Below are 24,408 nucleotides of genomic sequence, written 5' to 3' on the forward strand. Positions count from 1 at the left end.
TGGTATTACTTTTTCAGTAATTCTACCACTTCTTTATCGCTCTCGGGTTTGCCCACTATACGCTTTTCCGAATCTAGTAAATAGTAGGTAGGGGTCTGGTGAATATCGTATAATTGTGCGTAATCGCTTTCCCACCTTCCCAATGCAATGGCGTGCTCGAAATCGGGCAGTTTGGCCGATTCTGGAGTCCATGTGGTCTTGTCATCTTCTAGACCTATGGCGATTACTTGGGTCGATTTATAATTTTTCAGTTCCTTGTGAAGGGCGGGAAGTTCCTTTAAACAATGCGAACAAGTGCTGCTCCAAAATACCAAAAGGTAATTTTCGGGCCCATTTATGGTACTGAGTTTTTTGGTGGTCTGGCCTACCTTCCATTCGATTTCAGGGGCAATGGCCCCTATACGTAAACGGTGTTGTACCGTTATTTCACGCGCTTTGTTCGGGTCGTTCGAAGCTGAGGCAAGCGACTTTAAATAGGTGTTGTATATGAAGTCGGTGGTTTCGTTCAATCCACTGCTCGAACTCATTTTCCATAAACGATAAAAGACGTCGAATTTGTAGGCATCCGATATTGGGGCAAGTTTGGCACCGACCTTCTTAATGTTGTCTTGAATGATACTTTCGGTTTCGGCAGATGACCTAGGTTCCATTGGTAACGCCGTGAAAACGTAATTTCTTAACTTATCGGATAAAAAATCGGAAGCTTGTAAAATTGTATTGTCGAGCTTGAGGTGGTCAAAATAATGTTCTTTCTTATGCGTGACGTATTCTTCAACCGATTCAAATTCGGTCGGGATATAAGGTCGGTTCGCTAAAACAAAATTTTCTACCATTAGGTTTTTAGACTGTGCTTCATAGGCTTCTTGGGTCGTCTTTAATTGGTAGGTGCATTCCTGAAATTCCTTTTTGTCAAATTTCTTTTTCATGTAAACATCGACCAATTGGCCCATTAAGGAAGCCATGGTCTGAAAATAGGAAGTCATGATCTTGTTTTCCTTTGAGGAAATGAAGGAGACTCCTTTGTCGGCGTCAAAGGCCAGTTCAATATCTTCTTTACCGTTGTAAATGACATCAAAATAGAACTCGTCTTGTGGAACGGCATAGACCAAACGATACATTCCCGGTTCGGCATTTTCCGGTATTTGCAATGAAAATTTACCGTCTTTGATCGAGGTATTCGTTATAAAGGACTGCGAGCCCGTTTTTAATCGGTACGCCAATATATATTTGTATTCGTTGGCGGGTGTGAAGGTTCCTGAAATAGTATGCTGGGCCTCTACCCAAAAGGCAGTAAGCAAGGCAAATACGACAAGGTATCTTTTCATGGTTCTATGCTCTTAAATGATGGTACAAAAGTACCGGTTTTAGAGCGATCCCCTAGTCTTTTATTGCATTTTCATTCCTGGAACGGAAAGGTTCCGGTGGGCAACAGTCTTGCGTGCCCCCAACTTCTACCGAAGAAGAGCCGAATACTTTTATGGTCGATTTAATAAAGTCGTCTTCATTCGCCTTGTAAATATTATCTACGTATTTCTGCGGATTTCGGTCAATATAAGGAAACCAGGTGCTGTGTATCTGAATCATGATACGGTGTCCTTTTTTGAACGTATGCAGTATGTCCTGTAAGCGAAAATGAACATCGCTAGGCTCGCCCGGGACAAAGGGTTCGGGTTTTTCAAAGCTATTTCTGAACCTTCCCCTAAATACTTCGGCACGTACGAGCTGCTGGTATCCGCCCATTACAATGTTTTCGGGGTTATGCTCGTAGTTTTCGTGGTCGTTGGGGTAAACGTCTATAAGTTTTACGATAAAATCGGCATCGGTTCCGGTCATGGCCACTTTTAGCTTCGCCATGATTTCTCCGGCCAAAACCTTATTGTCTTGAAGCACATCGGTCTGAAATGTCAGTACATCGGGGCGCCTTGAAGCCTGCCTTTGATCATCTGACATATACTTTCTAGGTGTAAAGGTCAGTCCTTCCGTTTGGGAAGTATAGGGCACAGGTTTTTGTGGGTCGCTGGTATATTCAAATACTGCTTTTTCGTCTATGGGCTTATTGATGCCCAACTTACCATTTTCACCAAAATAAAGACTTACGGGTTCTATTTCTTTGGGAGGCCAAGTATCAAAGGTTTCCCATTTTTTGGTTCCCGTGTCGAACATGTAAGCTTCGGGTAGTGTATCGGGGCCTTCATCCTTTAAGTGATGGGCAAAGAACTTTCGTTCAATATTCTTAAGAAAGAAGGAAGATATGCTATCTCCAAAATAAATATGGTTGTGAATGGCCTTTCCTTTTTCGCGCGCCCAAGCGCCATGGTCCCAAGGGCCCATTACAATGCTGTTCTTAGCCTTTGGGCTGGTGGCTTCTACGGTCTTGTAGATGTTCAGGGGGCCATAGAGGTCTTCGGCATCGAACCAACCGCCAACGGTCATTACCGCATGGTCAATATCCTTTAAATGGGGAAGGATGTTCCTTTTTTGCCAAAATTCATCGTAGTTGGGGTGTTCCACGACTTGGTTCCAGAAGAAATTGTCATGATGGTAGTTTTTGGTGATGTTCTTCAGGGGCCCCAATTTCAAGTAGAAATCATAGGCATCGGCTGCCGGGTCTTCGTAGAGGCGCATCAACTTGTCCATATACCACGGGTCTCTCGTTAGGCTATCCTTTTGGTAGCCAAAGACGGCAAAAGCGGCGGTATAACTTTCTAGGTAGGCTCCTTGATGGTGAAAATCGTCAAAGAAAAAATCGGCAATAGGCGCCTGGGGCGATGATGCTTTGAGGGCGGGGTGGGCATCTATCATGCCGGCAGCGGTGTAATGCCCCGGATATGAAATACCGTACATGCCCACACGGCCATTATTCCCTTTGATGTGTTTTATCATCCAGTCGATGGTATCGTAAGTGTCTGAGCTTTCGTCGATATCCTTTTTGTTCCTGCGGTTGTTTCCGGGAATGTTCGGGCGCATATTATCGAACTCGCCATCCGACATATACCTTCCGCGCACATCCTGAAAAGCTAGGATATAGCCGTCTTCGATCAAGTATTTTGAAGGATAGTTGCTATAGTTGTAGTTGGAATATTTACTCGCATTGTAACAGGTGCGGTTCAGTAAAATGGGATAGTCCTTTGACTTGTCCTTCGGGGTGTACACGGCCGTAAAGAGCTCTGCGCCATCACGCATGGGTATACGGTATTCCTTTAGGTCATAATGCTGTCTAAAGTATAGCGAATCGGCGTTTTGGGCTTGCAAGGGCAAGCAACCCAAGGCAACAAGGAGGACGAGTACAAACCTGAATTTCATAGTAGTGTTTTTTTTCGATAGGATTAAAGATAACTATTTATGGCGATTGTTACTATTCTCCCAATTTTGAAAAAAGCCATTTATTTTTAAGTTCATGCTGCTCGGGAAACGTCCAATGTTGGGTTTCCTGAAACACATGGAGCTCTTTTTTGGCAGGAATAAGATTGTATGCCGCATAGGTGGAAGCGGGGGGACAGACATTGTCGTTATAGCCCCAGCTATACCAACCTTCCGCTTTTACGAAGCGTGAAAAGTTGGCCACGTCATAGTATTTTGAAACCTCGATCTTTTCAGGTGTATTGGTGAAATCGTCAAGAAATATCTGTGGCCATCCGCCGGCACGGCCCTGCAGAAATCCGGTGAGGTCGCTCAAGGCAGGATAGAAGGCCGCCAAATAATCGATACGGTCATCAAGGGCAGCGGTCACTATAGACAGGGCGCCACCTTGACTTCCTCCGGTAACCGCAATATCCTCGCCGTTAAAGTTCGAAACGCTCTCCAGAAAATCTACCGCCCGAATACACCCGAGGTATACCCTTCGGTAGTACATGTTTTCCTTGTCGTCTAAATTCATGGTGTTATAACCGGCCAAGGCTCCCGATCTTAGGTCGTCATAGATTTGTTGGTCGAGGTTTACGGGTATGCCGTGAATGCCTATGGTAAAGGAGACAAAGCCTTGTGCCGCTTCATCAACATCACCGTAATACGGGCGGATGCCAGCTCCGGGCACGTGTAAAATGGCGGGGTATTTCCCTTCTTTTTTAGGGGTGCAAAGAATGCCGTAGATCTTCCCTTTTATATTGTTCAGTTGCACGTGGTAAACATTGACCTTATCGGTACATCGCTCGGGCATTAGGGTCATAACCGCGTCCATGGGTATGGCGGCAAGTTCTTCTTTCCCCTTGTTCCAAAAGGCTTCAAAGTCTGAAGGCAAGGAGGTCGTAGCTTTTATTTTCTCGGGGGAAAAGCCGGCCGTGGCATATGAACTGTATTCTTTTCCGTCTACCGTTACCCTAGCCGTGCAACGAAGAAAACCCGGAGTATTGAATTTAGGCGACTTCACTTTTACCGTTCCATTTTTCAAGGTCAGGTTTCCTTGGTCCCATATTTTTACGGAGCGGTAACCCGGGTCGGTTTCGACGGTGTAATTGATGGAGATGTTCTCTAGGGGCACGTTGTTTCTTAAAACTGTAATCGAGAATTCGGCGCGTTCGCCAAGGTCGTAAGTCCAATCGGTACGGTCGGGCGTTACAATTACATTGACAAGTTCTTTTCGGGGTTGGGCACTTAAATTAAAGCACAGAAGTAGCGTAGCCGCTATGCTAAGGTAGATTTTAAGTTTCATAAAAGTGGGTTGTTTGGTCAATTATATGATTAGGGTCTTAAGGTTTTCCACCTTAGCCGAAACTAATATAGCTGAATTAAAACATTTTATGAAACCGATTGTACTGTTTCCGTAAATGGCGCCATGGCCTTTAGTGCTTTGTCGACCGAGGTAATCCGCTCGAACACCAATAACAGGCGAAGGCCGTTTCGGGTCTGTTTTTCCTTGATCTTACAATGCTGTGGATGGCTTTGTACAAATCGTAGGACCTTGGTGAAAATGGAACTTTGATAAAAGTCCGACTCTTGGTCCGAGATAAAGTAACCGATGAGTTTTCCTTTTTTCATGACCACTTTTTCAATACCGATACTGTTCGCTATCCATTTGATACGTACCGAATTGAGTAAATCTTCGGCTTCGGTCGGAAGCTCCCCGAAACGGTCGACCAGTTGGGCTTCGAACTTTTGAAGGTTTTCCTCGTCCTTAATATCGTTCAGGTCGGTGTACAATGTAAGTCGCTCCGTAATGTTGTTGATGTAGTCATCGGGAAAGAGCAGTTGAAAGTCCGAATCGAGCTGTGTTTCCTTTACAAATACTTTTTGCTGGTGGCCTTCCACTTCTTCATAAAGGTCCTTGAACTCGTTCTCTTTTAGTTCGTCAATGGCTTCGGCCAATATTTTTTGATAGGTTTCAAAACCGATTTCATTGATAAATCCACTTTGTTCACCACCAAGCAAATCTCCTGCCCCTCTAATTTCAAGGTCTTTCATGGCGATATTAAAACCGCTGCCCAATTCGGTAAACTGGGCCAAGGCCTCAATCCGTTTTCTGGCTTCGGGGGTCATTGATTCATAGGGAGGGGTTATAAAATAGCAAAAGGCCTTTTTGTTACTACGCCCGACCCGGCCGCGCATTTGGTGCAGGTCGCTCAATCCGAAATTATTGGCGTTGTTGATAAAAATAGTGTTCGCATTGGTGACGTCAAGACCACTTTCGATAATCGTGGTTGAAACGAGTACGTCAAATTCACCGTTCATAAAAGAAAGCATGAGGTTTTCCAATTTCTTGCCGTCCATTTGGCCATGGCCGATACCTACTTTGGCATCGGGGACAAGCCGTTGGATCATACCAGCGACTTCTTTTATGTTTTCGATACGGTTATGGATGAAGAAAATCTGCCCGCCGCGTTCTATTTCGTATCTGATGGCATCGCGTATGACTTCCTCGCCAAAACGAATGACCCTACTTTCAATAGGGTAGCGGTTGGGCGGGGCCGTTTTTATGACCGAAAGGTCGCGTGCCGCCATTAAGCTGAACTGCAGGGTTCTGGGTATAGGCGTCGCCGTCAAGGTAAGGACGTCAACATTTTCCTTGATGGATTTCAGTTTGTCTTTTACTGCAACCCCGAATTTTTGTTCTTCATCGACAATGAGCAGTCCCAAGTCTTTGAATTTTACGTTTTTGTTTACCAATTGGTGGGTGCCGATGATAATATCTACCTGCCCCGATTCAAGTTTGGCCAAAGTCTCCTTACGTTCCTTTGCGGTTCTAAAACGGTTTAGGTAATCTACGGATACCGGCATTTCTTTTAGGCGCTCGCTAAATGTGCGGTGATGCTGAAAGGCAAGGATGGTGGTAGGTACGAGCACGGCAACCTGTTTTCCGTTGTCTACGGCCTTGAAAGCGGCGCGTATGGCCACTTCGGTTTTTCCGAAACCTACGTCGCCACAGATAAGGCGGTCCATGGGGCGTTCGCTTTCCATGTCTTTTTTGAGGTCTTCGGTAGCCTTGCTCTGGTCTGGGGTGTCCTCATAAATAAAGGAAGCTTCAAGTTCGGTTTGCAAGTAGCTGTCGGGGGCGTACTGAAATCCTTTTTCCAAACGTCGTTTGGCATAGATCTTAATAAGGTCGAAAGCAATTTTCTTGACCCTGCTCTTGGTTTTTTGTTTGAGTTTTTTCCAAGCGGCAGATCCCAATTTGTATATTTTGGGAACCGTTCCATCCTTCCCGTTGAATTTTGATATTTTGTGGAGGGAATGAATGCTGACATAGAGAATGTCGCGTTCACCGTACATTAACTTGATGGCTTCTTGTTTTTTGCCTTCTACATCTATTTTTTGAAGTCCTCCAAATTTGCCGATACCATGGTCGATATGGGTTACATAATCGCCGATTTCAAGCTTGTTGAGCTCTTTTAGGGTAATGGCCTGCTTTTTGGCGTATCCGTTCTTGAGATTGAACTTATGGTAGCGCTCAAAAATTTGATGGTCGGTATAACAGACCAGTTTTTGGTCGTCATCAATGAAACCTTGGTAAATGGGGGTTACTATGGTCTGGTAGTGTACATGTTCGTTGACCTCTTCAAAAATAGCCTGAAAGCGCTTGGCCTGTTGATCGCTGGCACAGAAAATATAATTCGTGTAGCCTTGGTCTTTATAGGTGTTGAGGTTTTCGATCAGTAGGTCGAACTTTTTATTGAACGAAGGCTGGGGTTTGGTGTTGAACTGCACCGTAACGGCCCCATGGATCAGCTCGGAAGTCGTAGAGGCCTCCGAGGTCATGAGGGCGAAGGCACCCAGTTGTTTCCTAAAACTATCCGAATTCATAAAAAGCGCCTCGGGTTCTAAATGCTTGATGTCTTGCGATAACTTTGAAAAGGCTTCGATGGCCTTTCCGAAGAAATCATCCAAACGGTCAAAAATATAATCGGTGTTTTTGGCGAAAACAATGGTGTCGGAAGCGACGTATTCTAAAAAGTTCTGTCGTTTCTCCTCCAAAAATTTATTGGCAACGTTGGGAATGACGTTTATCTTGTTCACTTTGTTCGTAGACAGCTGGGTGTCGACATCGAAGGTACGGATGCTGTCTACTTCGTCGCCAAAGAACTCTATTCGATAGGGTTCGTCGTTAGAAAACGAGAAGACATCGACGATACCACCGCGAACCGAGAATTCACCGGGTTCGGTAACGAAGTCCACTCTTTTGAACTTGTATTCGAAAAGCACCTCGTTGAGAAAATCGAGCGAAATAGTGTCGTTTAACTTGATCTTAAGCGTATTCTTTTCCAGTTCACGTCGGGTGACCACTTTTTCAAAAAGCGCATCGGGGTAGGTGACGATTATAGCCGGTTTTTTACGGGAATTGATACGGTTCAGTACCTCGGCACGCAGCAAAACATTGGCGTTGTCGGTCTCCTCAATTTGGTAGGGCCTGCGATAACTGCCAGGGTAGAACAGTACATCTTTTTCGCCTATGATCTGTTCGAGGTCGTTCAGGTAATAGGCGGCTTCTTCCTTATCGTTAAAAACTAGAAGGAAGGGCCTTTTTGAATCTTGAAATACGCTGGCAAAGGCAAATGATAAGGCAGAGCCCGAAAGCCCTTTTAATACAATGGCCTGTACGGTATTTTGGTTTTTTTCTGTGTTTGCCGGAAAATTTTGGGCAATAGTGTCCCGCAGTTTTCGCGTTTGCGGAGACTGGGAAAACAGTTGTTGAATTGAAGACTGCGTCAACCGTTAATTTTTTAATGAACCCGAGCTCTTGTCCTTTGATGCAATTGCCCGAGATGATACTGCCAAAAAGCCCAAATTAAATTGGGGCTTTGATATATGAGAATGCAAAGGTAGCGAACTCATCTTATGTTTTTGTGTCCGATGAATCGGTTTTTTGGACATTATCACATTAAAAAATGCAGAAATCAGGTATACGGTTCATAATCGTGTGGGTTGGGTTAATTGATTTTACGTAAAAGCGGCAACTTGTAGATGCTAAATGTGCGTTTAGGACATTTTTTTAAAGGATGGGAATATGAAGGTAAAAAAGTATGATGTTTTTGTAATCGGAAGTGGGGCGGCGGGACGAACCGTTGCCAAAGCTTGTGTGAAAGGTGGACTCACGGTGGGAATGGCCGATAAACGCGAGTATGGGGGTACCTGTGCCAATAGGGGGTGCGATCCGAAAAAAGTGCTTCTTGGAGCGACCGAAGTAATAGAGTTGAGTGCCAATCTTATGGGGAAGGGGATCAAAGCGGTTCCAGGGATCAGTTGGAAAAAATTGATGCAATACAAGGGTCAATTTACCCTTGCTGTTCCAAGAACCACCGAAGAAGATTTAAAAACGCTCGGTATTAGCTTATACCATCAATCCCCTAAATTTTTAGATGAGCAGACCCTCTCTGTGGAAGGAAAGACCGTAAGGGCCGATAAAATTATAATCGCTACGGGATACGAACCCCGAAACCTGCATTTCAAGGGGAGCAAACATTTGAAAAGCAGTGACGATTTTTTAAGCCAAAAGAAGCTCCCGAAAAAAATCACGTTTATTGGTGCTGGTTATGTCGGAATGGAATTTGCCCATATCGCGGCAAGGGCAGGGGCCAAAGTGACGGTAATAGATTCGGGGAAAAGGCCGCTTAAAGCTTTCGATGCCGATTTGGTAGAAGGGTTAAGGTCGTATTCAAAGGAACTCGGCATCGATTTTGTATTTAATGCCAAAATCACCAAGGTCGAAAAGGCTAGAAAGAAGGTAAAGGTTTTTTATAGGAAAAAGGGAAAGCTGGAGTCGCTAGCAAGCAATGTAGTATTCAATACTGCGGGGCGTGTGCCCGCAATCTCGACATTGCAACTTGAAAAAGGAAAAGTGGCCTTCAATGAAAACGGAATTGAGACAAATGACTATCTGCAAAGCATTAGTAATACGGGTGTCTATGCCTGTGGCGATGTTTCCGATAAGGGATTGCCGCTCACCCCGCTTTCAGGGATAGAGGGCAAGGTGGTAGCTATAAATGTTTTAGAAGGAAACAAGGAAAAAATGCAAGTGCCGGTTACCCCATCAGTGGTATACACCTTGCCGAACCTAGCTTCGGTAGGGTACTCGGAGGAGGAAGCTACAAGTCGGTACAAGAATGTGGAAGTCAAATTTGAATCGGTACCTTCTTGGTTCAATGCCCGAAGGGTGAATGCCCCGGTGTATGCCTATAAGATCATCTTGAACCAGCGTACCCGGAAAATTGTGGGAGCCCACCTATTAGGGCCCAATGCCGGTGAGACCATAAATTTATTTGCCATGGCTATAGGCCAAGGTATGACTGCCGAGCAAATTAAACAGACGGTTTTTACCTACCCATCGTGGTCGAACGATATTAAATCCATGGTGTAGTAGCAATCTCGTTTGCTCAAGGGTTCCGTAACCGCTCCTTTAATTTTTGGGCGGGACTTGTTTTTCGATTTTGAATAGCATGTACCATTGAAGAAGCGAATAGGAGAATGGCGGCAACCAGGGCGGAATAGGCAATTAGTTCATAACTGTCTTTGTGCCGAACGAAAATGGCGATAAAGGCCCACACGGCAACCAGGGCGAATTCGCGCATGTTCCGTTTCCAGGTTATGGCGAGATTTATGGCCGTGGCAATTCCAATAAGAATGATGGTCCATGTTACCTCGGAAAGCGGAGCGCCTTCCCATCCTAATTTGGTGAGGTAGGCCGAAATGTTGGCAATGGTCGCCACGGCAATCCATCCGCTGTACAGGCAAATGGGCCACCAGACAAAGGCAATGACTTCAACGGGAGCATCCCATCGTTCCATGTTCGTATTTAAAATGATTTTGATGAGCGAAAAAAGAATACCGAGCATAATTAAAACGGAAAGTCCGGTATAATCGAATACAAAGGCCAATACCCATGCGGCATTAAGCATGTTGGTGATATAGAACCAATATTCGGTCTGTGTGATAAAGAGACTTTCTTTTTTGCTGAAAAAGGCCCTTCGCACCTGAAAAATAGCGTAGCCCAAAAGACTTAAGAAGATAACGCCCCAAATGGCAAAAGCGTAGGGGGCAGGAGTGAAGAGGTTGTCGTATCTGCTACTAATTTCGCCAATGGTAGTGTTGTTTAGCCTGTACATTTGTGAAATGTAGTTGACGCCGATTACGAACAGTACCGAAAACAGGTTGAGTATGGCCAGTTTCTTTTTCATGGAGAGGGTTTTTGCTAAGGTAGGGGAAGTAAAAAAGGGCTGTTGACCCGAACTGAAAAAAAATGGACTGATTAAGGGCGTTTTCGTTGTCGTGATGCTTTAAACTGTACTTGAAAGATCTCTTCTTCGGTCAGGGCGTAAATTTCGTGGTCTGCCTGAGGTTCGAGTACGTGGGTGCCGGTAAAGGTCCCGAAAGCGGGTAAGATCATCTGGTGGGCAGATTTAAAAAAACAGGCTAAGCGTATCGATTGTCGCCCCATGCCTTGTAGGCGAACCGCAGGATGTATGTGTCCGCAAAAATTGAAGCAAGCCTCCCGCTCTTCAGGGTGGTGGGTCAGTAAAAAACCGTCTAAGCATATTTCTGAAACGACCTGTATTCCCAGTGCTTCATATTTCAGGGGGGAAATGATATCGTGGTTGCCGGCTACTAAAATGACTTCGGATGAGATAGTGGCAATCCAGTTTTCGAACAACTTCCATTCCTTGTTCAAGGCAGAATGAAAGAGGTCGCCCATAAAGACAATCACCTGGGGTTGAAACAAGTCGATGGCCTTGTCCATTTTTTTAAAATTGGTTTGTACTGCCGCTTGGGGTACGGCCGCCCCAAATTTCCTGAAATGCGAAATCTTCCCGAGATGCACGTCGCTAATGAGCAGCATTGATTTTTCCTTCCAGAAAAGAACTCCGGACGGATGCATGGTGAAATGGTGATCTTGTATAACGAGGGGATGGGCCATTGGGACAAAAGTACAAAATCATGAAACGAGTCCTAAGAAGACAAGGAAAACAAAAAGGCCGGCAATTCGCCGGCCTTTTCTTCCTGTAAAACGGGACTTTTATTCCTTGATCAGTTTAAAGCTTTCGACGAGGTCCCTGCCGTCGTAAATGCTTAATACATAAACCCCTTTTCTCAGGTAAAACGGGTATAGCTTCTTTTCGCTGGTGTTTTTTGGGATCAAGGTGCTGTAGACCCATCTTCCGTAGGTGTTGTAGAGTACGGCCAGGTAATGGTCGGGCGTCGGCTCGGAAAAGGCGATGGTGGTACTGTGCCTGAATGGGTTGGGACTTACCTTTATTTCCAAGTCTACCGGGGGCAGGTCTTCACAGCTTCCCAAACTGGCCCCTTTTCTTAAAAAGGACGATACGGCATATTTTGAAATGCACAAGGTCCGCCCCTTGTAACAGACCTGAACCTTGGGGTTTCTCGGGTTGTTGCCACAGCTTACGTCGTCGACGGCCACTTCGATGGCCTTGCTTGCCGAACAGCCATTTTCGTCGGTTACCGTAACGGTATACGTGGTCGTTTCCTCGGGGCATACCGCTATTTGCTCCGTGGTTTCACCGGTACTCCATTCATAGGTGTAGCTGCCTTCGCCGCCCATAACCTCCAAAACGCCAAGGGTAGTACAGTTTTCGTTGCCGTAACCGATGGTGACCGTTGTATCCTCGGAAACGATCAACTCCAAGGCACTTGGTTCATAAACGGTAATGGCGGCCTCAAAACTGTTTTGCAGGGCATCGCTAACCTGGACGGAATATTCGCCGGGTTCGAGTCCTTCGACGGTCGGGGTGCTTGCCCCGTTGCTCCACACATAGGTGTAGGGGGCAAGGCCCCCGGATACATAGACCGTGGCCCTACCATTGTTTTCCCCGTAGCAGCTTACGTCGGTTTTGGCAATGCTGTCCAAAACAAAGGGTTTTACCAGCATTCGTACCGATACGGGAAAGTGATCCGAAGCCGTCTGGGTGTAATCGCTGTCGTAGAACTCGTAGTGCACCTGGGCCGATTGGTCGATATAGTTTCCGGCCAATTCGTCGGTGACCAAAATATGGTCGATCATGTTTTCCCGAAAGGCATACGACCGGAAGCCTTGTTCGCTAAGGACGTCGGTGAGTATGTCGAAATTTGCCGTATCGGAAACATAGGCCTCATAGGTAGAGGCGGTAGAGGCCACATCGTCGGCCACCGTTTCGTCCACATCATCGTTGTAATCGCCGAGCACTACCAAATTGCTGTCGGCGTAGTATTGGTTGAGGCTGTCCCTGAGGACCTCTACATCGTATTTGCGCATATCGTAGCGCTCCTGTGCACCACTACTGCCGTTGGCCCGGGCATGCAGGGCCACAAAATCGTAGGCCACTTCGGTACTGTCAATGGTGACCGTGGTCGATATTAAAAAGGGCAGCCTTCCGCTGGCGTAGAAACGGTCGGCATCGCTGGGGTAATCCGTCAAGAAGGAAGTATCGCCGCCGTTGTAATAGGGATGGATGCTTTCCAAAAGGACCTGGGTATCGGTAACGCTCACCACGTCGGTTTTGTAAATGAACCCGACTTTTTGGCTTACCCCCGGATCATTGGGATAGGAGGTTGCGGGCGATAGGATGTAGTCGTAGCCCTCCAGTTCGCTCACCATCGTGGCAAACAATGCGTCGTCGGATATTTCCTGAACGGCCATGATATCGGGGGCGATGCTTTGGATGACCGCCTTTACACTGTCTTTTTGTATCGCATCGGAATCGGGGCTTCCGGCAGCGGGCGAGTTGCCCTCGTCTCCGAACCACTCGATATTCCACGTAGCGATTTCCAAAGTCTGGTCCGCATCGACTTCAATCGGCAAGGTGGGTGCCTCATAGGGTTGTGCGCAGGCAAGGTCCGACCTGTTTCTGGGCAATAATTGATAGAATTCGTAAAAGCGGCCGACTACCCCGATGACTTCGTCGCACGATTCGGGTTGGGCCAAACCGACAAGCGCCTCTACGTCGTTATCTATACGCAGTTCCCCGGAACCACTGGCATCCGAAACGAGGTAATTCGAATCTCCGAAGAGCAGATTGCCGGGACTGGGAAAGGATAGGTTCGCAACCTTCACCAACTGACCGGGGTATTGCGAAAGCTGATCGAGGGTAATTTCCAAAGGTTCGATAGGGTTGTTGGGAGTTCCGTTGTTGATGACTTCGGTAATGGGACTGATCTGCAGCTGTTCGTTATAGGAACTTCGCACCCCTACAAGGGTAATGGAATCGCCAACTTGAAAAACGCCCTTGCCATGAACCTTTTCGTCGAAAACGGCAATGGCCCCAGTTTCGTCCTGTATGTAGGCCGAACCGGAAAACTCGTCGGCTACGGTCAATATCCCCGAGATGGAGACCAGGGTGCCGTCGGCGGCAGCGCGGGCATCGCTGATGGAAATGGGATCCGGATTTTCGGTGCCTCCGTCCCCGCCGCCAAAAGTACCGATGGGAAAGGGCAAGGATGCCGTGCCGTTGGTGGCGCTTCCGTCCAAAACATCGGTGCCGCTATAGGTCCAGTCGTCGAGAACAAAGGCTCCGTTGTTCAATGTACCGTCCTTTCTATAGGCCCACCCGTCGAGATAGTCCCAGGTTTGCCCCGAGCCATTTACGTTGATGTTGCCAAAGGTATCGATCACCCCGCCTTTGTAAAAGAGTTCCACGGCGTCGTCGCCGTTTACGGAAACGGAGTTTGACGTGTATTCGGGGGCAAAGCCAAAATACGCGGTAAAACCATCGATGTCGGTCGCTAGGTAGATGTAGGTGTTCGCCGGAACGGCGACCGCGGGAAAGGTAAATTCCTCCCCGTCGCTACCCCCGCCGTTGTTGGCCGAACCAAAGCCGTACAGGCTAAGGTCGGCAATGGCATTGCGGGCATATAGTTCGACCGCCTTGGGTACGCCGCCGGATAGGGGGCCGTCGACAATACCGGTGATCATCAAATCGGGACCGTAGGATTGTAAGGGAAAGGGGGTAGCCGCCGTGGCATTGGTCAGTTCACCGTCCAGGGCATTGATCCCGCTAAAAATCCAATTGTCGCTATCGAAGCTTCCGTTGTTGGCGGGAACTTCGTCCTTTCTATAGGCCCATCCGTCCAAATGGTCCCAGGCTTCGCCTGATCCATCCGTGTCAATGGCCCCGAATACATCGATTACGGATCCGTTCAAGAACAATTCTACGGCATCGTCGCCATTTATGCCCATGGCGCCGGTGGTATAATCGGGGGCAAAGCCGAAAAAGTCGGTAAAGCCCTCGGTTTCCGACGTTACATAAATAAACTGACCTGCCTGTAGGGCATCGGCGGGAAAGGTAAATTCCTGTCCGTCGCTGCCCCCGCCGTTATTGGCCGAACCTATACCGTATACGCTCAGGTCGGGAATGTCGGTGGCGGCATAGAGCTCGACGGCCTTTGGTGTGCCGCCGGAGAGCGGCCCGTCTATGGCCCCGGTGATCACCAACCCCGCTTCGACCGGTGTGTCCGATTCGGTACGGGCACTTATTGCCACTCCCAGGGAGTATTCGGTGGCCGGGGTCACCGACCAAAGTTTGTAGAAATATTCGGTGTTGGGACTTAGGCCACTGTGTTGAAAAAGGGTTGGGTTTCCCGTGGTCAATACGGTACTGCCGTCCGATAGGGTCTCACCCGTAGTGTACGTTTGTCCGTCTACCAAGGAGGCGGTAATGGGAGCGGTAGAGACCGCCAAGACAACGGCGTCGTTATCGGCGTTCAAGGCCCATGTCAAATCGATGGCCGTGGTGCCTTGAACCGTGGTGGCAAAGCTGGTAGGGTTGGCGATAAGCGTTGTTCCGCCGCCGCCAAAAGTGCCGATAGGGAAGGGCGAGGCCGCCGTCGCGTTCGAGGTGGCAGTATCGAGGGCGTCCGGGCCACTGAATACCCAGTTGTCCAATATAAAGGTGGCGCCATCCGGTCCGGTACCGTTCTTTCGGTAGGCCCATCCATCGAGGTATTCCCAGGGTTGTCCGTTTCCATCGACATCGATATCGCCGAAAGTGTCGATTACGGTGCCCTGGTAGAAGAGTTCGATGGCATCGTCCCCGTTTACATTGGCCGCGGAATCTTCGTAGTCGGGTGCAAATCCGAAGAAATTATTGAATTCGACCGCTTCGGAGGCAAGGTAGATGTACGAGCCCGAAGTGGCCGTGGTGGCCGGAAAGGTAAACTCTTCTCTGTCGCTACCTCCACCATTGTTTGCCGAACCGATGCCATAGGCACTTAAATCGGCAATGTCGTTCGCTACGTAAAACTCAATGGCCTTGGGAAGGCCACCGGGCAATGGTCCGTCTATGACCCCGGTGATTTTTAGGTCCTGTGCAAAGACACCCAGGGTCAAGGTTAAAAAAAGCACTAGCAAGTAATTTTTTTTCATAGCGTTGTTTTTTAAAAAGGGTTTAACCTTACAAAGGTTGTAAAATACCGTTTGTTAAGAGTGTGCTCAAATTTAAGATTAGGTTAACAAGTTAAAAAATATCCAATCCTTTACTTGGTCAACATTTGGGTCATCCGTTTGATTCGGTCGGCCAATTTTTCACTGGATAATTTCTCCCGGTTTAAACGGTCGGTTATTAAGGGAAAGGACGTAAATTTTTTGGGTTTGTAATGAAATTTTGATTCCGTATTACTACAGATTTACTGGTGAAAATCAAAAAAAATAATAAATCAAAAAATGCTCCGTTTTTTTAAATCAATGAAAAAAACCTAAAACTATTACCTTATGAAAAAAAGTTTTATCCTATTCGGTGCCATTGCTTTTGGTTTATTTTCGTCATGTAGCGACGATGACAGTTCAGATAGACCTGAAGATGCATTGATAGGTTCTTGGCAGCTTGTTTCGCAATCTGAAAATGGGAGGTCGTACGAGCTGGATGCATGTGAATTGGAAGAAACGGTTATTTTTAAATCCGGCGGAACTTTTGAGCTGATTGATTATGATCAAGTGGAGGGGAACGAAAATCAGTGTGTCATAAACGCCGATGCTACCATGTCGGGCGAATGGTCTATACCAGAGCCGGGCAAAGTGTTGGTTGTCGATGAAGACAATGAGGCCGTTATGGTGGATTACTCCGTTTCTGGGGCTAAACTGATTTTTATAAGTGAAGGGATTGATGATTATGTCGGGGCTTACACCCGTACGTCCGTTTACAAGAAAAAATAGTGTTTGTTAAATGGAGCCAGGTTGTTCCGTTTTTGAAAATATATGGCCTGCTAAAAACTTAGGCTTTAGCAGGCTTTTTTTGTCCATTTTAGTTCTTCATCAATAAAGCGGACATCCGCTTGATACGGTCAGCTAATTTTTCACTAGATAGCTTTTCACGACTCATACGGTCCGTAATTAATGGAAAGGCAAACGGAGTTGCTTTTATACAGGGTTTCCAAACAATCTCCTGTTCCGCAATACGCTCTAAGGAAAGTCGCAAACGGCCTTCTTCCAGCTGGTGCTGAAAGGTTTCCGTAAAGGCTTGTTGAAAGAGTAGGTTTTCTGGTTCGTAATCTCGGAAAACTTCAAAAAGCAATTGGGAGTTACTTTGCAAATGTTTCATTTTAACGCCCTTGTTCGGGTAACCGGTAAACACCATTCCACTGATAATGGCAATATCACGAAATTTACGACGTGCCATTTCCGTGGCATTCAGGCTGTTTTGTAAATCGTCCAGTAAATATTCAGAGGTAAACAAATCATTGTCAATGACCTGTTGAATATCTATCTCTTGGTCGGAAAGCAACTCAAAACCATAGTCGTTAAATGCCAATGAAAAAGTGATAGGAGATAGTAAACTGATGCGATAGCCTAAAAGACTGCCCATGGCCTCGTGAACAAAACGTCCTTCAAAAGGATAGAATAGATGATGGTAGCCTTCACGTGTTTTAAAGGTTTCAATCAGGAATTCATTTGGGTTGGGAACAATACTTTCACGCCTTTGACGCTCGAATATATGGGCTAGGGCACGTATTTCTATCGATTGGTATTTTTTATCTTCACTGGAAGTATACAGTTCTTCTCGTAGTAATTTGGACATCTGGGCCGATAGGGTCATACGACTTCCGGACCAGCTAGAAATTTTATTGGTCTTTTTGGTCGAGTTTCGAACGTGTACCTGCATGTCCTTTATTCTAATGAATTCAAGGTTTCTACCCGCAAACGTAAAAACATCCCCTCTATTTAATTTCGAAATAAAGAACTCTTCTATGGAGCCAATATATCCTCCCTTTTGATAACGGACGGTTAGGTTTACATCACCCACAATGGTGCCAATCTGAAAACGGTGCCGCATGGCAACGCCACGGTTATTTACTTTAAATTTTCCGTCTTCTTCAACTTCTACTTTTTTGTATTCATCGTATGATTGTAGACTCTGACTGCCCATAACCAAAAAGTTGAGTAACCATTGCCATTGGTCTAAGGTCAAAGTTTGATAACAGAACGTTTGACGGACTTCCTTATAAATATCATCAGGATAAAACCCGTCAGAAATAGCCAACGTAGTTAAATATTGCAGTAATACATCGTAGCAGTTAAGGTAGGGCATGCGGTCTTCTACGGCATTGTGTTTTACCGCTTGCTGTAATGCGGAGGCCTCAATCAGCTCAATGGCGTGGGTGGGTAAAAAATAAATTACGCTTTCTTCGCCTGGCCTATGTCCACTACGGCCCGCACGCTGTAAAAAGCGAGCTACGCCTTTGGGGCCGCCAATCTGGACTACGGTTTCAACTGGGGCGAAATCTACTCCTAAATCCAAACTAGAGGTGCAAACTACTGCTTTTAATTCTTCGTTTCTAATGGCATTTTCAACCCAATTGCGGGTATCTTTATTAATACTGCCATGATGCATGGCAATATCTCCTGCATATTCAGGATGTTTTTCCAGAATTTTCTGGAACCATATTTCACATTGGCTACGCGTATTTGTAAATAGTAGGGTAGTTCTGCTGTTATTGATTATAGGAACAACATCTTCCAGCAAATGCAAACCCAAATGGCCACGCCAAGGAAAGGTTTCCATCTTTTTTGGAATGATACTTTTGACCGTAATTTTCTTTTTAATATTAGCCCGTATCATTACAGAATTTTCCAAGGCTTCCGTTTCTGGCCCCAGAAGCACGTCCCGAGCTTGCTCTAAATTGCCGATTGTAGCGGAAATTCCCCAAATACGAAGGTCTTTTGAAATGGTTTTCAATCGGGATAAGGCCAGTTCCATCTGAACGCCACGTTTGGTGCCCAGCAGCTCGTGCCACTCGTCAACTACAATAGCAGAACAGTCTTTAAAAATTTTATCGTAGCCTTTTGTGGCCAATAAGAGTTGCAGGCTTTCTGGCGTGGTAATCAGCAAATCGGGCATTTGCTTTTTTTGACTTGCCCGTTCTTTTGTGGTCGTATCACCGGTACGGATACCAACGGTCATTTGCGTTTCCAAATCGGCAGTAACTCTTTCTGCGGATTGTCTAATTTCTTGGGAAAGGGCCCGTAACGGGGTAATCCATATCGCTTTTAATCCTTTTTTGTGCTTGGTCTTGTACTGCGGATTTTTTTTGATGTAGTTTAAAACAATAGGAAACCAAAGAGCATAGGTCTTACCACTGCCTGTTGGAGCGTTCAATAGTCCGTTTTTACCTTGTAGAAATGCTTTCCAAGTGTCTTTTTGAAACTTGAAGGGTTTCCAGTTCTGTTGGTCGAACCAATTTTGAGCAATATGGTAAAGTTCTTCTCTATTCATGTATGGGTTAAGGAATCATCAACTTTAAATCCCCTAAGGAATTGGCTTCGTGAATAGTTTTATCTTTTCTCCACCTCAATATTCTCGGAAACCTGGTGGCAACCCCACTTTTATGGCGCTTTGATAAGGCTATGCCTTCAAAGGCAATTTCAAATACATGATGTGGAGTAACCGAGCGCACTGGTCCAAAACGTTCCAAGGTGTTTTTCTTAATCCAAGCATCTACCTTTCTAAACTCGGCATCGGTAAGACCGGAATAGGCTTTGGCAAAAGTAACCAGTTCTTTTTCGCCTTCATCGTTGGTGTTCCAAAGTGCAAAGGTATAATCTGTAAACAAATTACTGCGTCTACCATGACCTCGCATAGCGTAAGTGAGTACGGCATCAATAGTTAATGGGTCTACTTTCCATTTCCACCAATCGCCTTTTTTCCGACCTACTAAATAAGGAGAATCTTTGTGTTTTAACATGAGTCCTTCACTGAACATTTCACGGGAACGCTCCCTTTCTATGGCTGCCTCTTCCCAAGAATTAAAGTGCATGGTTTCTGAAAGGTGAAAAGGTAAGTCAGTATGGTTTACCTCCTTGAATAATTTTTCTAAGATAGCCCTGCGTTCGGTAAAAGGTTGGTTCCGAATATCCTTTCCTTTCCATTCTAAAATATCATACGCCTTTAAAATAACAGGTACTTTCTTGAGTAAAGCCTTGGAAATCATTTTGCGACCTATGCGTGTCTGTAAATCATTAAATGTGCCTATTTGCCCATCTATATAGGGTAATATTTCTCCATCAATTACAGTACCGTTTGGTATTTTTTGAATAAATAGGTTGAATTCCGGGTACTTATCGGTGACTAATTCTTCACCACGGCTCCAGACGAATAGCTCATCATTTCTAAGGATTACCTGTGAACGGATACCATCCCACTTATGCTCGGCGGACCAATGGGTAACATCGCCTAAATCCTCTGGTTCATTTTCAATGGCGTAGGCCAGATAAAACGGATAGGGTTTGGATAGATAGTCGCTTTCATTTTCTTCTAAAATAAGTTCTTGAAAGGTGATTTTGTTTGGGTCCCAGTTTCCCATAAGTTTATAGGCCAAAATATCCTCATCTATTTCCGTTGCTTTGGCCAAGGCTCGGGTCATTAATTTTTGACTGACACCAATACGGAACCCTCCGGTAATCAACTTGGTAAAAACAAAACGTTCGTAGTAATCGAGTACTTTCCAGTTCTCAAAGAGGTAGGTTTTTTTGTCGACGTCGGATTTCTTCTTCAACGCAATCATCTCCTCTAGAAATTGGGTCAGTGTTTTTTCTGTGGATGTTTTGCTAGATGGTACAATGAGAGCAATGGTTTCCGCCAAATCGCCCACAATGTGATAGCTCTCTTCAAAAAGCCAAAGGGGGATATTCGCCAATTCAGAAGCCCATTCGCGCAGCAGTGTGGTGTTAACGGGTCTAGGTGGTCTACGATGAGATAGAATAGCAATGGTCCATACCTTATCCGTATCATTAGCAACCCGAAAATAGTCGGCTAAAGCCTGAACCTTTATATTAGTTTTATTGGTGCTGTCCAGTGTTTTTATTAGTGCAGCGAATCCTCTCATGCCCAATTCATTTGATGCAATGGAGGTTGGGACATCCATTTCTGATATTGTTTGTGGTTTCATGATGTTTGCTTTTCTAGGGTTGCTGTTTCATCAGGAACCGTATTGTCCTCTTCGTCTCCATATTGGGTTTCTTCGGTACGTGCATCATAACCCTGTTCGCGCAGGAATCTAGAAAATATTTCCGTATACCCGTGGGTACAAATGATTTTTTCCGCTCCGGTGGCTTCAATGCTGGATAAAAGTCCTTGCCAGTCGCAGTGATCGCTCAAAACGAAACCTTTATCAATGGCCCGACGCCGACGCGCTCCGCGAAAGGTCATCCAACCACTGGCTGAAGCTGTTACGTAGGGCACCATTTTACGAATCCATGTACTGCCGTGAGCACTGGGTGGAGCCAGAACAATGTTTCCCAATAGTTCTTCTTTTTTGGTTTCCTTGGTAATCAAGGTCGTTTCTGGAAAATCAACCAGTGGGCGCAATACTTGGGTCATGTTTTCAATGGCGCCATGGGTATATATTTTTCCAATATCGGTGTCAAGATATTTTAGGAGACGCTGTGCCTTGCCTAGACTGTATCCGAATAAAATTGAAGTTTTGCCTTCAGATTTGTTCTCTTCCCACCATTGGTTGATATTCTCGAAAACCTCTTGTTGAGGTGTCCATTTAAAAGCGGGAAGTCCAAAAGTACATTCCGTTATGAAAGTATGGCATTTAATAGGTTCATAGGGAGTTGATATACCGTCGTTTTCGGTTTTGTAATCGCCCGTAAACACCCATACTTCACCCTTGTGTTCTACGCGAACTTGGGAAGAACCGATGATATGGCCAGCTGGATGTAAGCTGAATTTTACATTGTTTATGCTAAAAGTTTCGCCCCATTCTTTTCCGGTCACATTAATTTCGCCCAAACGATGACTAATTATAGGTACATTTCTATGATGCGTAATGTATTGTTTATGTCCCCATCTACTATGATCTGCATGACCGTGGGATATTATGGCCTTATCTACAGCTCTCCATGGGTCTAGATAAACCTTGGCGACACTGCAATAAATACCTTTATCGGTGAATTCGAGAAGTGGATTTTTCATGTTCATTGAAAGTTACGTAATATTCCAAAACGGTATGGGTATGTGGTGATATGGAATGGTGGCAAATAACCAGCTCAAAATAATCATTCTGTAAGAGGGGAATGACCTCTAAAAAAATTATATTTGCTGCCAATAAAATTGATATATATGGCGATCGCAGATTTATATACAAGCAGTGAACATAGAAGGAACCTCGCACATTTTGCAGCATTGGCCACTTTGGCCAGTATAGATGGTGAGATTAGTTCCGAGGAAAAAAGTATGTTAGACCGTTTTGCGTCTAAGCTCGACATTACCGAAGCCGAATACAAGGAGGTAATGAAGCGCGAGAATAAATATCCTATAGACCCTCCTCATAATTCAGAAAGAAGATTGGAGCGTTTATACGACTTGTTCCGTATTATTTTTTCAGACCATCATATAGATGAAGAAGAAATGTTATTACTGAAGAAGTATGCTATTGGTTTAGGCTTTTCAGGGGAACAAGCCGATAAGGTCATCGAAAAATCGGTGGCGATTTTCAGCGGTAAAATCGAATTTGACGATTATATCTACCTACTGAAACACTAAGACAAAATCAGAAAAAAGGCCGGGAGAACAAAAGTGTTTTTCCGGCCTTTTTTTATTCGTTATGGGCGGCCATGAACTCTTCCGCCTTTTCTACCATTTTACGGCTTCCACAAAAGAAGGGTACCCGTTCGTGGAGCTCGGTCGGTTTAAGGTCAAGTATTCTATCCTTTCCGTTACTGGCTTTTCCATTGGCCTGTTCGGCCAAAAAGGCCATGGGGTTGCACTCGTACAATAAGCGTAATTTACCATTAGTAGATACACTGCTTTTAGGGTACATATAAATGCCGCCCTTGATCATGTTCCTATGGAAATCAGATACCAAAGAACCAATGTATCGCGAAGTGTATGGTCGGTCGTCCTCTTCTTTTTGGCAGTATTTGATATAGTCTTTTACACCTTGAGGAAAATGCACATAGTTTCCTTCGTTTACCGAATAAATGTTTCCGGTTTCCGGAAATTCCATATTGGGGTGTGATAGGTAAAAGGTGCCCAGGGCCGGGTTAAGGGTGAATCCTTGAACGCCGTCGCCCGTAGTGTATACCAACATGGTCGAGGTACCGTAAATGATATATCCCGCTGCGACCTGGTCTCTGCCCGGTTGCAAAAAATCTTCCAAGGTTACAGGGGTACCAACGGGGGTTACCCTTCTGTAAATAGAGAAAATGGTTCCGACGGATACGTTGACATCGATATTCGATGAGCCATCTAGGGGGTCGATAAGTACAATATACTTGTTCTGGTGTTTTTCATCGTAACTGTTGATACTGATAAAATCTTCCTCTTCCTCCGAAGCGATTCCACAGACGATTTCCCTTTTCGAGAGGGTCTGTATGAATTTTTCGTTGGCCAAGACATCCAGTTTCTTTTGGTCCTCGCCCTGTACGTTAACGTCACCGGCTTCACCGATGATATCTACCAGGCCGGCCTTGTTGACTTCATGGTTGACCACTTTTGCGGCCAGCCTTAGTCCGTTTAAAAGTCGAGATAGCTCGCCGGATGAATATTGGAATGATGCTTGGTTTTTTATTATGAATTCGCCAAGAGTAATGTTCTTTTTGACCATATTTCAATAGGAGGTTGTTGTTACAGGAACAAATATCGGCTATTTTGTGAAACTATGAGCGTTTCATTTATATTTGACTATTTAAATTTATAACTTCGTGTTTTATTTGTAACAATATGGAATTTTCGATTCGTGAGGCGCAACCGGGTGATATGCAACAGGTATTGGCATTGATCAATGAACTTGCTGTATTTGAAAAGGAACCGGATGCCGTAGAGGTAACCGAAAACGATTTGATCGAAGACGGTTTTGGGGAGAAAAAGCAATTTCACTGCTTCGTAGGTGAGGCCGAAGGCAAGGTTGTCGGTATGGCCTTGGTGTACCAGAGGTATTCTACTTGGAAAGGCAGGGTCATTCATTTGGAAGACCTTATCGTAACCGAGCGTATGCGGGGTAGCGGACTAGGGAAGGCCTTGTTGACCGAAGTGGTCAAGTACGGTCATGCCCAAGGTGTTCGCAGGATCTGTTGGGAAGTGCTTGATTGGAACGAACCGGCCATTGCGTTTTACGAAAAAAACCATGCCAAGGTCATGCGGGATTGGGATGTGGTTCAGATGGACGAAAACGGAATCAAGGAATTTTTGGCAAACGTTTAATCCGCTGAAATGAATTATAACGAAAAAAGATTCAGGCCCATTTCGGGATCTGACAATTCGGAAACTACACAGGAAACCATTTTCGAGTATCATCAGACCGGTCAAATTTTGTCCGCCGATTACAGCGGTGGAAATATCGTAAAAGGACAGTTGATCGGATTGGTGGCCGATAACGGTACCATAGAAATGCGTTATCAGCAAATCAATGTCAATAATGAATTGATGACAGGTGAATGTACTTCAGTTCCAGAAACTATGGGGAACGGAAAATTGAGATTACACGAGACTTGGGTGTGGACCTCAGGCGACCGTTCAAAAGGACAATCAATTTTAGAGGAAATATAGGGCCATCATA

16 protein-coding genes are annotated in these 24,408 nt (G+C 45.4%); 5 read left to right on the top strand and 11 right to left on the bottom strand.

What is annotated here, in order from left to right; all coding sequences use genetic code 11:
• Positions 1-5 precede the first annotated feature (5 nt).
• The 4 genes from ZOBGAL_RS09930 to mfd all read right to left on the bottom strand — a co-directional run bounded on the left by ZOBGAL_RS09930 (position 6) and on the right by mfd (position 8,139).
• The gene (locus ZOBGAL_RS09930; RefSeq protein WP_013993461.1) at positions 6-1,325 is read right to left on the bottom strand and encodes a redoxin domain-containing protein; all 1,320 of its coding nucleotides are present in this window, start codon (positions 1,323-1,325) and stop codon (positions 6-8) included.
• Positions 1,326-1,377: 52 nt separating this feature from the next.
• The gene (locus tag ZOBGAL_RS09935; protein ID WP_013993462.1) at positions 1,378-3,303 is read right to left on the bottom strand and encodes a CocE/NonD family hydrolase; all 1,926 of its coding nucleotides are present in this window, start codon (positions 3,301-3,303) and stop codon (positions 1,378-1,380) included.
• 52 nt (positions 3,304-3,355) lie between these two features.
• Positions 3,356-4,648, bottom strand: coding sequence for an acetylxylan esterase (locus ZOBGAL_RS09940; protein WP_013993463.1), 1,293 nt, complete (start codon positions 4,646-4,648; stop codon positions 3,356-3,358).
• Between the two features lie 86 nt (positions 4,649-4,734).
• A complete protein-coding gene (gene mfd / locus ZOBGAL_RS09945) occupies positions 4,735-8,139 on the bottom strand; it encodes a transcription-repair coupling factor (protein WP_013993464.1) in 3,405 nt (1,134 codons plus the stop codon).
• A gap of 295 nt (positions 8,140-8,434) precedes the next feature.
• Between mfd and ZOBGAL_RS09950 the strand changes: the two genes are divergently transcribed.
• Positions 8,435-9,784: a dihydrolipoyl dehydrogenase family protein gene (locus ZOBGAL_RS09950; RefSeq protein WP_013993465.1), complete on the top strand. Its 1,350-nt coding sequence runs from the start codon at positions 8,435-8,437 to the stop codon at positions 9,782-9,784.
• Between the two features lie 16 nt (positions 9,785-9,800).
• Here the strand turns inward: ZOBGAL_RS09950 and ZOBGAL_RS09955 are convergent, their stop codons facing one another.
• The 3 genes from ZOBGAL_RS09955 to ZOBGAL_RS09965 all read right to left on the bottom strand — a co-directional run bounded on the left by ZOBGAL_RS09955 (position 9,801) and on the right by ZOBGAL_RS09965 (position 15,778).
• Positions 9,801-10,601, bottom strand: a complete 801-nt coding sequence (locus tag ZOBGAL_RS09955; protein ID WP_013993466.1) for a tryptophan-rich sensory protein — start codon at positions 10,599-10,601, stop codon at positions 9,801-9,803.
• A 71-nt stretch (positions 10,602-10,672) separates the two neighbouring features.
• A complete protein-coding gene (pdeM, locus tag ZOBGAL_RS09960; RefSeq protein WP_046287439.1) occupies positions 10,673-11,338 on the bottom strand; it encodes a ligase-associated DNA damage response endonuclease PdeM in 666 nt (221 codons plus the stop codon).
• Between the two features lie 99 nt (positions 11,339-11,437).
• Positions 11,438-15,778, bottom strand: a complete 4,341-nt coding sequence (locus ZOBGAL_RS09965; RefSeq protein WP_013993468.1) for an endonuclease/exonuclease/phosphatase family protein — start codon at positions 15,776-15,778, stop codon at positions 11,438-11,440.
• Positions 15,779-16,123: 345 nt separating this feature from the next.
• Here ZOBGAL_RS09965 and ZOBGAL_RS09970 point away from each other — a divergent pair, with 345 nt between their 5' ends.
• Complete coding sequence (locus ZOBGAL_RS09970; protein WP_013993469.1) at positions 16,124-16,564, top strand: lipocalin-like domain-containing protein; 441 nt, start codon at positions 16,124-16,126, stop codon at positions 16,562-16,564.
• An 88-nt stretch (positions 16,565-16,652) separates the two neighbouring features.
• Here ZOBGAL_RS09970 and ZOBGAL_RS09975 read toward each other — a convergent pair whose 3' ends face one another.
• From ZOBGAL_RS09975 to ZOBGAL_RS09985, 3 genes are read right to left on the bottom strand one after another with little or no spacing between them, the layout of a single operon-like run.
• On the bottom strand, positions 16,653-19,121 hold the full coding sequence (locus tag ZOBGAL_RS09975; RefSeq protein ID WP_013993470.1) for a ligase-associated DNA damage response DEXH box helicase: 2,469 nt from the start codon (positions 19,119-19,121) through the stop codon (positions 16,653-16,655).
• 7 nt (positions 19,122-19,128) lie between these two features.
• A complete protein-coding gene (locus tag ZOBGAL_RS09980; RefSeq protein ID WP_046287440.1) occupies positions 19,129-20,730 on the bottom strand; it encodes an ATP-dependent DNA ligase in 1,602 nt (533 codons plus the stop codon).
• Positions 20,731-20,789: 59 nt separating this feature from the next.
• Entirely contained in the window at positions 20,790-21,824 is a 1,035-nt protein-coding gene (locus tag ZOBGAL_RS09985; protein ID WP_046287853.1) for a ligase-associated DNA damage response exonuclease, read from the bottom strand.
• A 147-nt stretch (positions 21,825-21,971) separates the two neighbouring features.
• Here ZOBGAL_RS09985 and ZOBGAL_RS09990 point away from each other — a divergent pair, with 147 nt between their 5' ends.
• Positions 21,972-22,394, top strand: a complete 423-nt coding sequence (locus tag ZOBGAL_RS09990; protein WP_013993473.1) for a tellurite resistance TerB family protein — start codon at positions 21,972-21,974, stop codon at positions 22,392-22,394.
• 52 nt (positions 22,395-22,446) lie between these two features.
• Here the strand turns inward: ZOBGAL_RS09990 and fbp are convergent, their stop codons facing one another.
• The gene (gene fbp / locus ZOBGAL_RS09995; protein ID WP_013993474.1) at positions 22,447-23,457 is read right to left on the bottom strand and encodes a class 1 fructose-bisphosphatase; all 1,011 of its coding nucleotides are present in this window, start codon (positions 23,455-23,457) and stop codon (positions 22,447-22,449) included.
• Between the two features lie 116 nt (positions 23,458-23,573).
• On the opposite strand from fbp, the gene ZOBGAL_RS10000 reads away from it, so the two are divergent.
• Positions 23,574-24,053 carry a GNAT family N-acetyltransferase gene (locus tag ZOBGAL_RS10000; protein ID WP_013993475.1) on the top strand — a complete coding sequence of 160 codons (480 nt, stop codon included), beginning with the start codon at positions 23,574-23,576 and terminating at the stop codon, positions 24,051-24,053.
• Positions 24,054-24,062: 9 nt separating this feature from the next.
• Positions 24,063-24,398: a hypothetical protein gene (locus ZOBGAL_RS10005; RefSeq protein ID WP_013993476.1), complete on the top strand. Its 336-nt coding sequence runs from the start codon at positions 24,063-24,065 to the stop codon at positions 24,396-24,398.
• The last annotated feature ends 10 nt before the right edge of the window (positions 24,399-24,408 follow it).

This window comes from Zobellia galactanivorans (assembly GCF_000973105.1).
Taxonomy (GTDB): domain Bacteria; phylum Bacteroidota; class Bacteroidia; order Flavobacteriales; family Flavobacteriaceae; genus Zobellia; species Zobellia galactanivorans.

Excerpts from the sequence above, each read along its gene's own strand:
- ZOBGAL_RS09990 (WP_013993473.1), top strand. The coding sequence starts at position 21,972 with ATGGCGATCGCAGATTTATATACAAGCAGTGAACATAGAAGGAACCTC.
- ZOBGAL_RS09970 (WP_013993469.1), top strand. The coding sequence starts at position 16,124 with ATGAAAAAAAGTTTTATCCTATTCGGTGCCATTGCTTTTGGTTTATTT.
- ZOBGAL_RS10005 (WP_013993476.1), top strand. The coding sequence starts at position 24,063 with ATGAATTATAACGAAAAAAGATTCAGGCCCATTTCGGGATCTGACAAT.
- ZOBGAL_RS09930 (WP_013993461.1), bottom strand. The coding sequence starts at position 1,325 with ATGAAAAGATACCTTGTCGTATTTGCCTTGCTTACTGCCTTTTGGGTA.
- ZOBGAL_RS09975 (WP_013993470.1), bottom strand. The coding sequence starts at position 19,121 with ATGAATAGAGAAGAACTTTACCATATTGCTCAAAATTGGTTCGACCAA.
- ZOBGAL_RS09955 (WP_013993466.1), bottom strand. The coding sequence starts at position 10,601 with ATGAAAAAGAAACTGGCCATACTCAACCTGTTTTCGGTACTGTTCGTA.
- ZOBGAL_RS10000 (WP_013993475.1), top strand. The coding sequence starts at position 23,574 with ATGGAATTTTCGATTCGTGAGGCGCAACCGGGTGATATGCAACAGGTA.
- ZOBGAL_RS09940 (WP_013993463.1), bottom strand. The coding sequence starts at position 4,648 with ATGAAACTTAAAATCTACCTTAGCATAGCGGCTACGCTACTTCTGTGC.
- ZOBGAL_RS09965 (WP_013993468.1), bottom strand. The coding sequence starts at position 15,778 with ATGAAAAAAAATTACTTGCTAGTGCTTTTTTTAACCTTGACCCTGGGT.
- fbp (WP_013993474.1), bottom strand. The coding sequence starts at position 23,457 with ATGGTCAAAAAGAACATTACTCTTGGCGAATTCATAATAAAAAACCAA.
- ZOBGAL_RS09980 (WP_046287440.1), bottom strand. The coding sequence starts at position 20,730 with ATGAGAGGATTCGCTGCACTAATAAAAACACTGGACAGCACCAATAAA.
- pdeM (WP_046287439.1), bottom strand. The coding sequence starts at position 11,338 with ATGGCCCATCCCCTCGTTATACAAGATCACCATTTCACCATGCATCCG.
- ZOBGAL_RS09935 (WP_013993462.1), bottom strand. The coding sequence starts at position 3,303 with ATGAAATTCAGGTTTGTACTCGTCCTCCTTGTTGCCTTGGGTTGCTTG.
- ZOBGAL_RS09985 (WP_046287853.1), bottom strand. The coding sequence starts at position 21,824 with ATGAAAAATCCACTTCTCGAATTCACCGATAAAGGTATTTATTGCAGT.
- ZOBGAL_RS09950 (WP_013993465.1), top strand. The coding sequence starts at position 8,435 with ATGAAGGTAAAAAAGTATGATGTTTTTGTAATCGGAAGTGGGGCGGCG.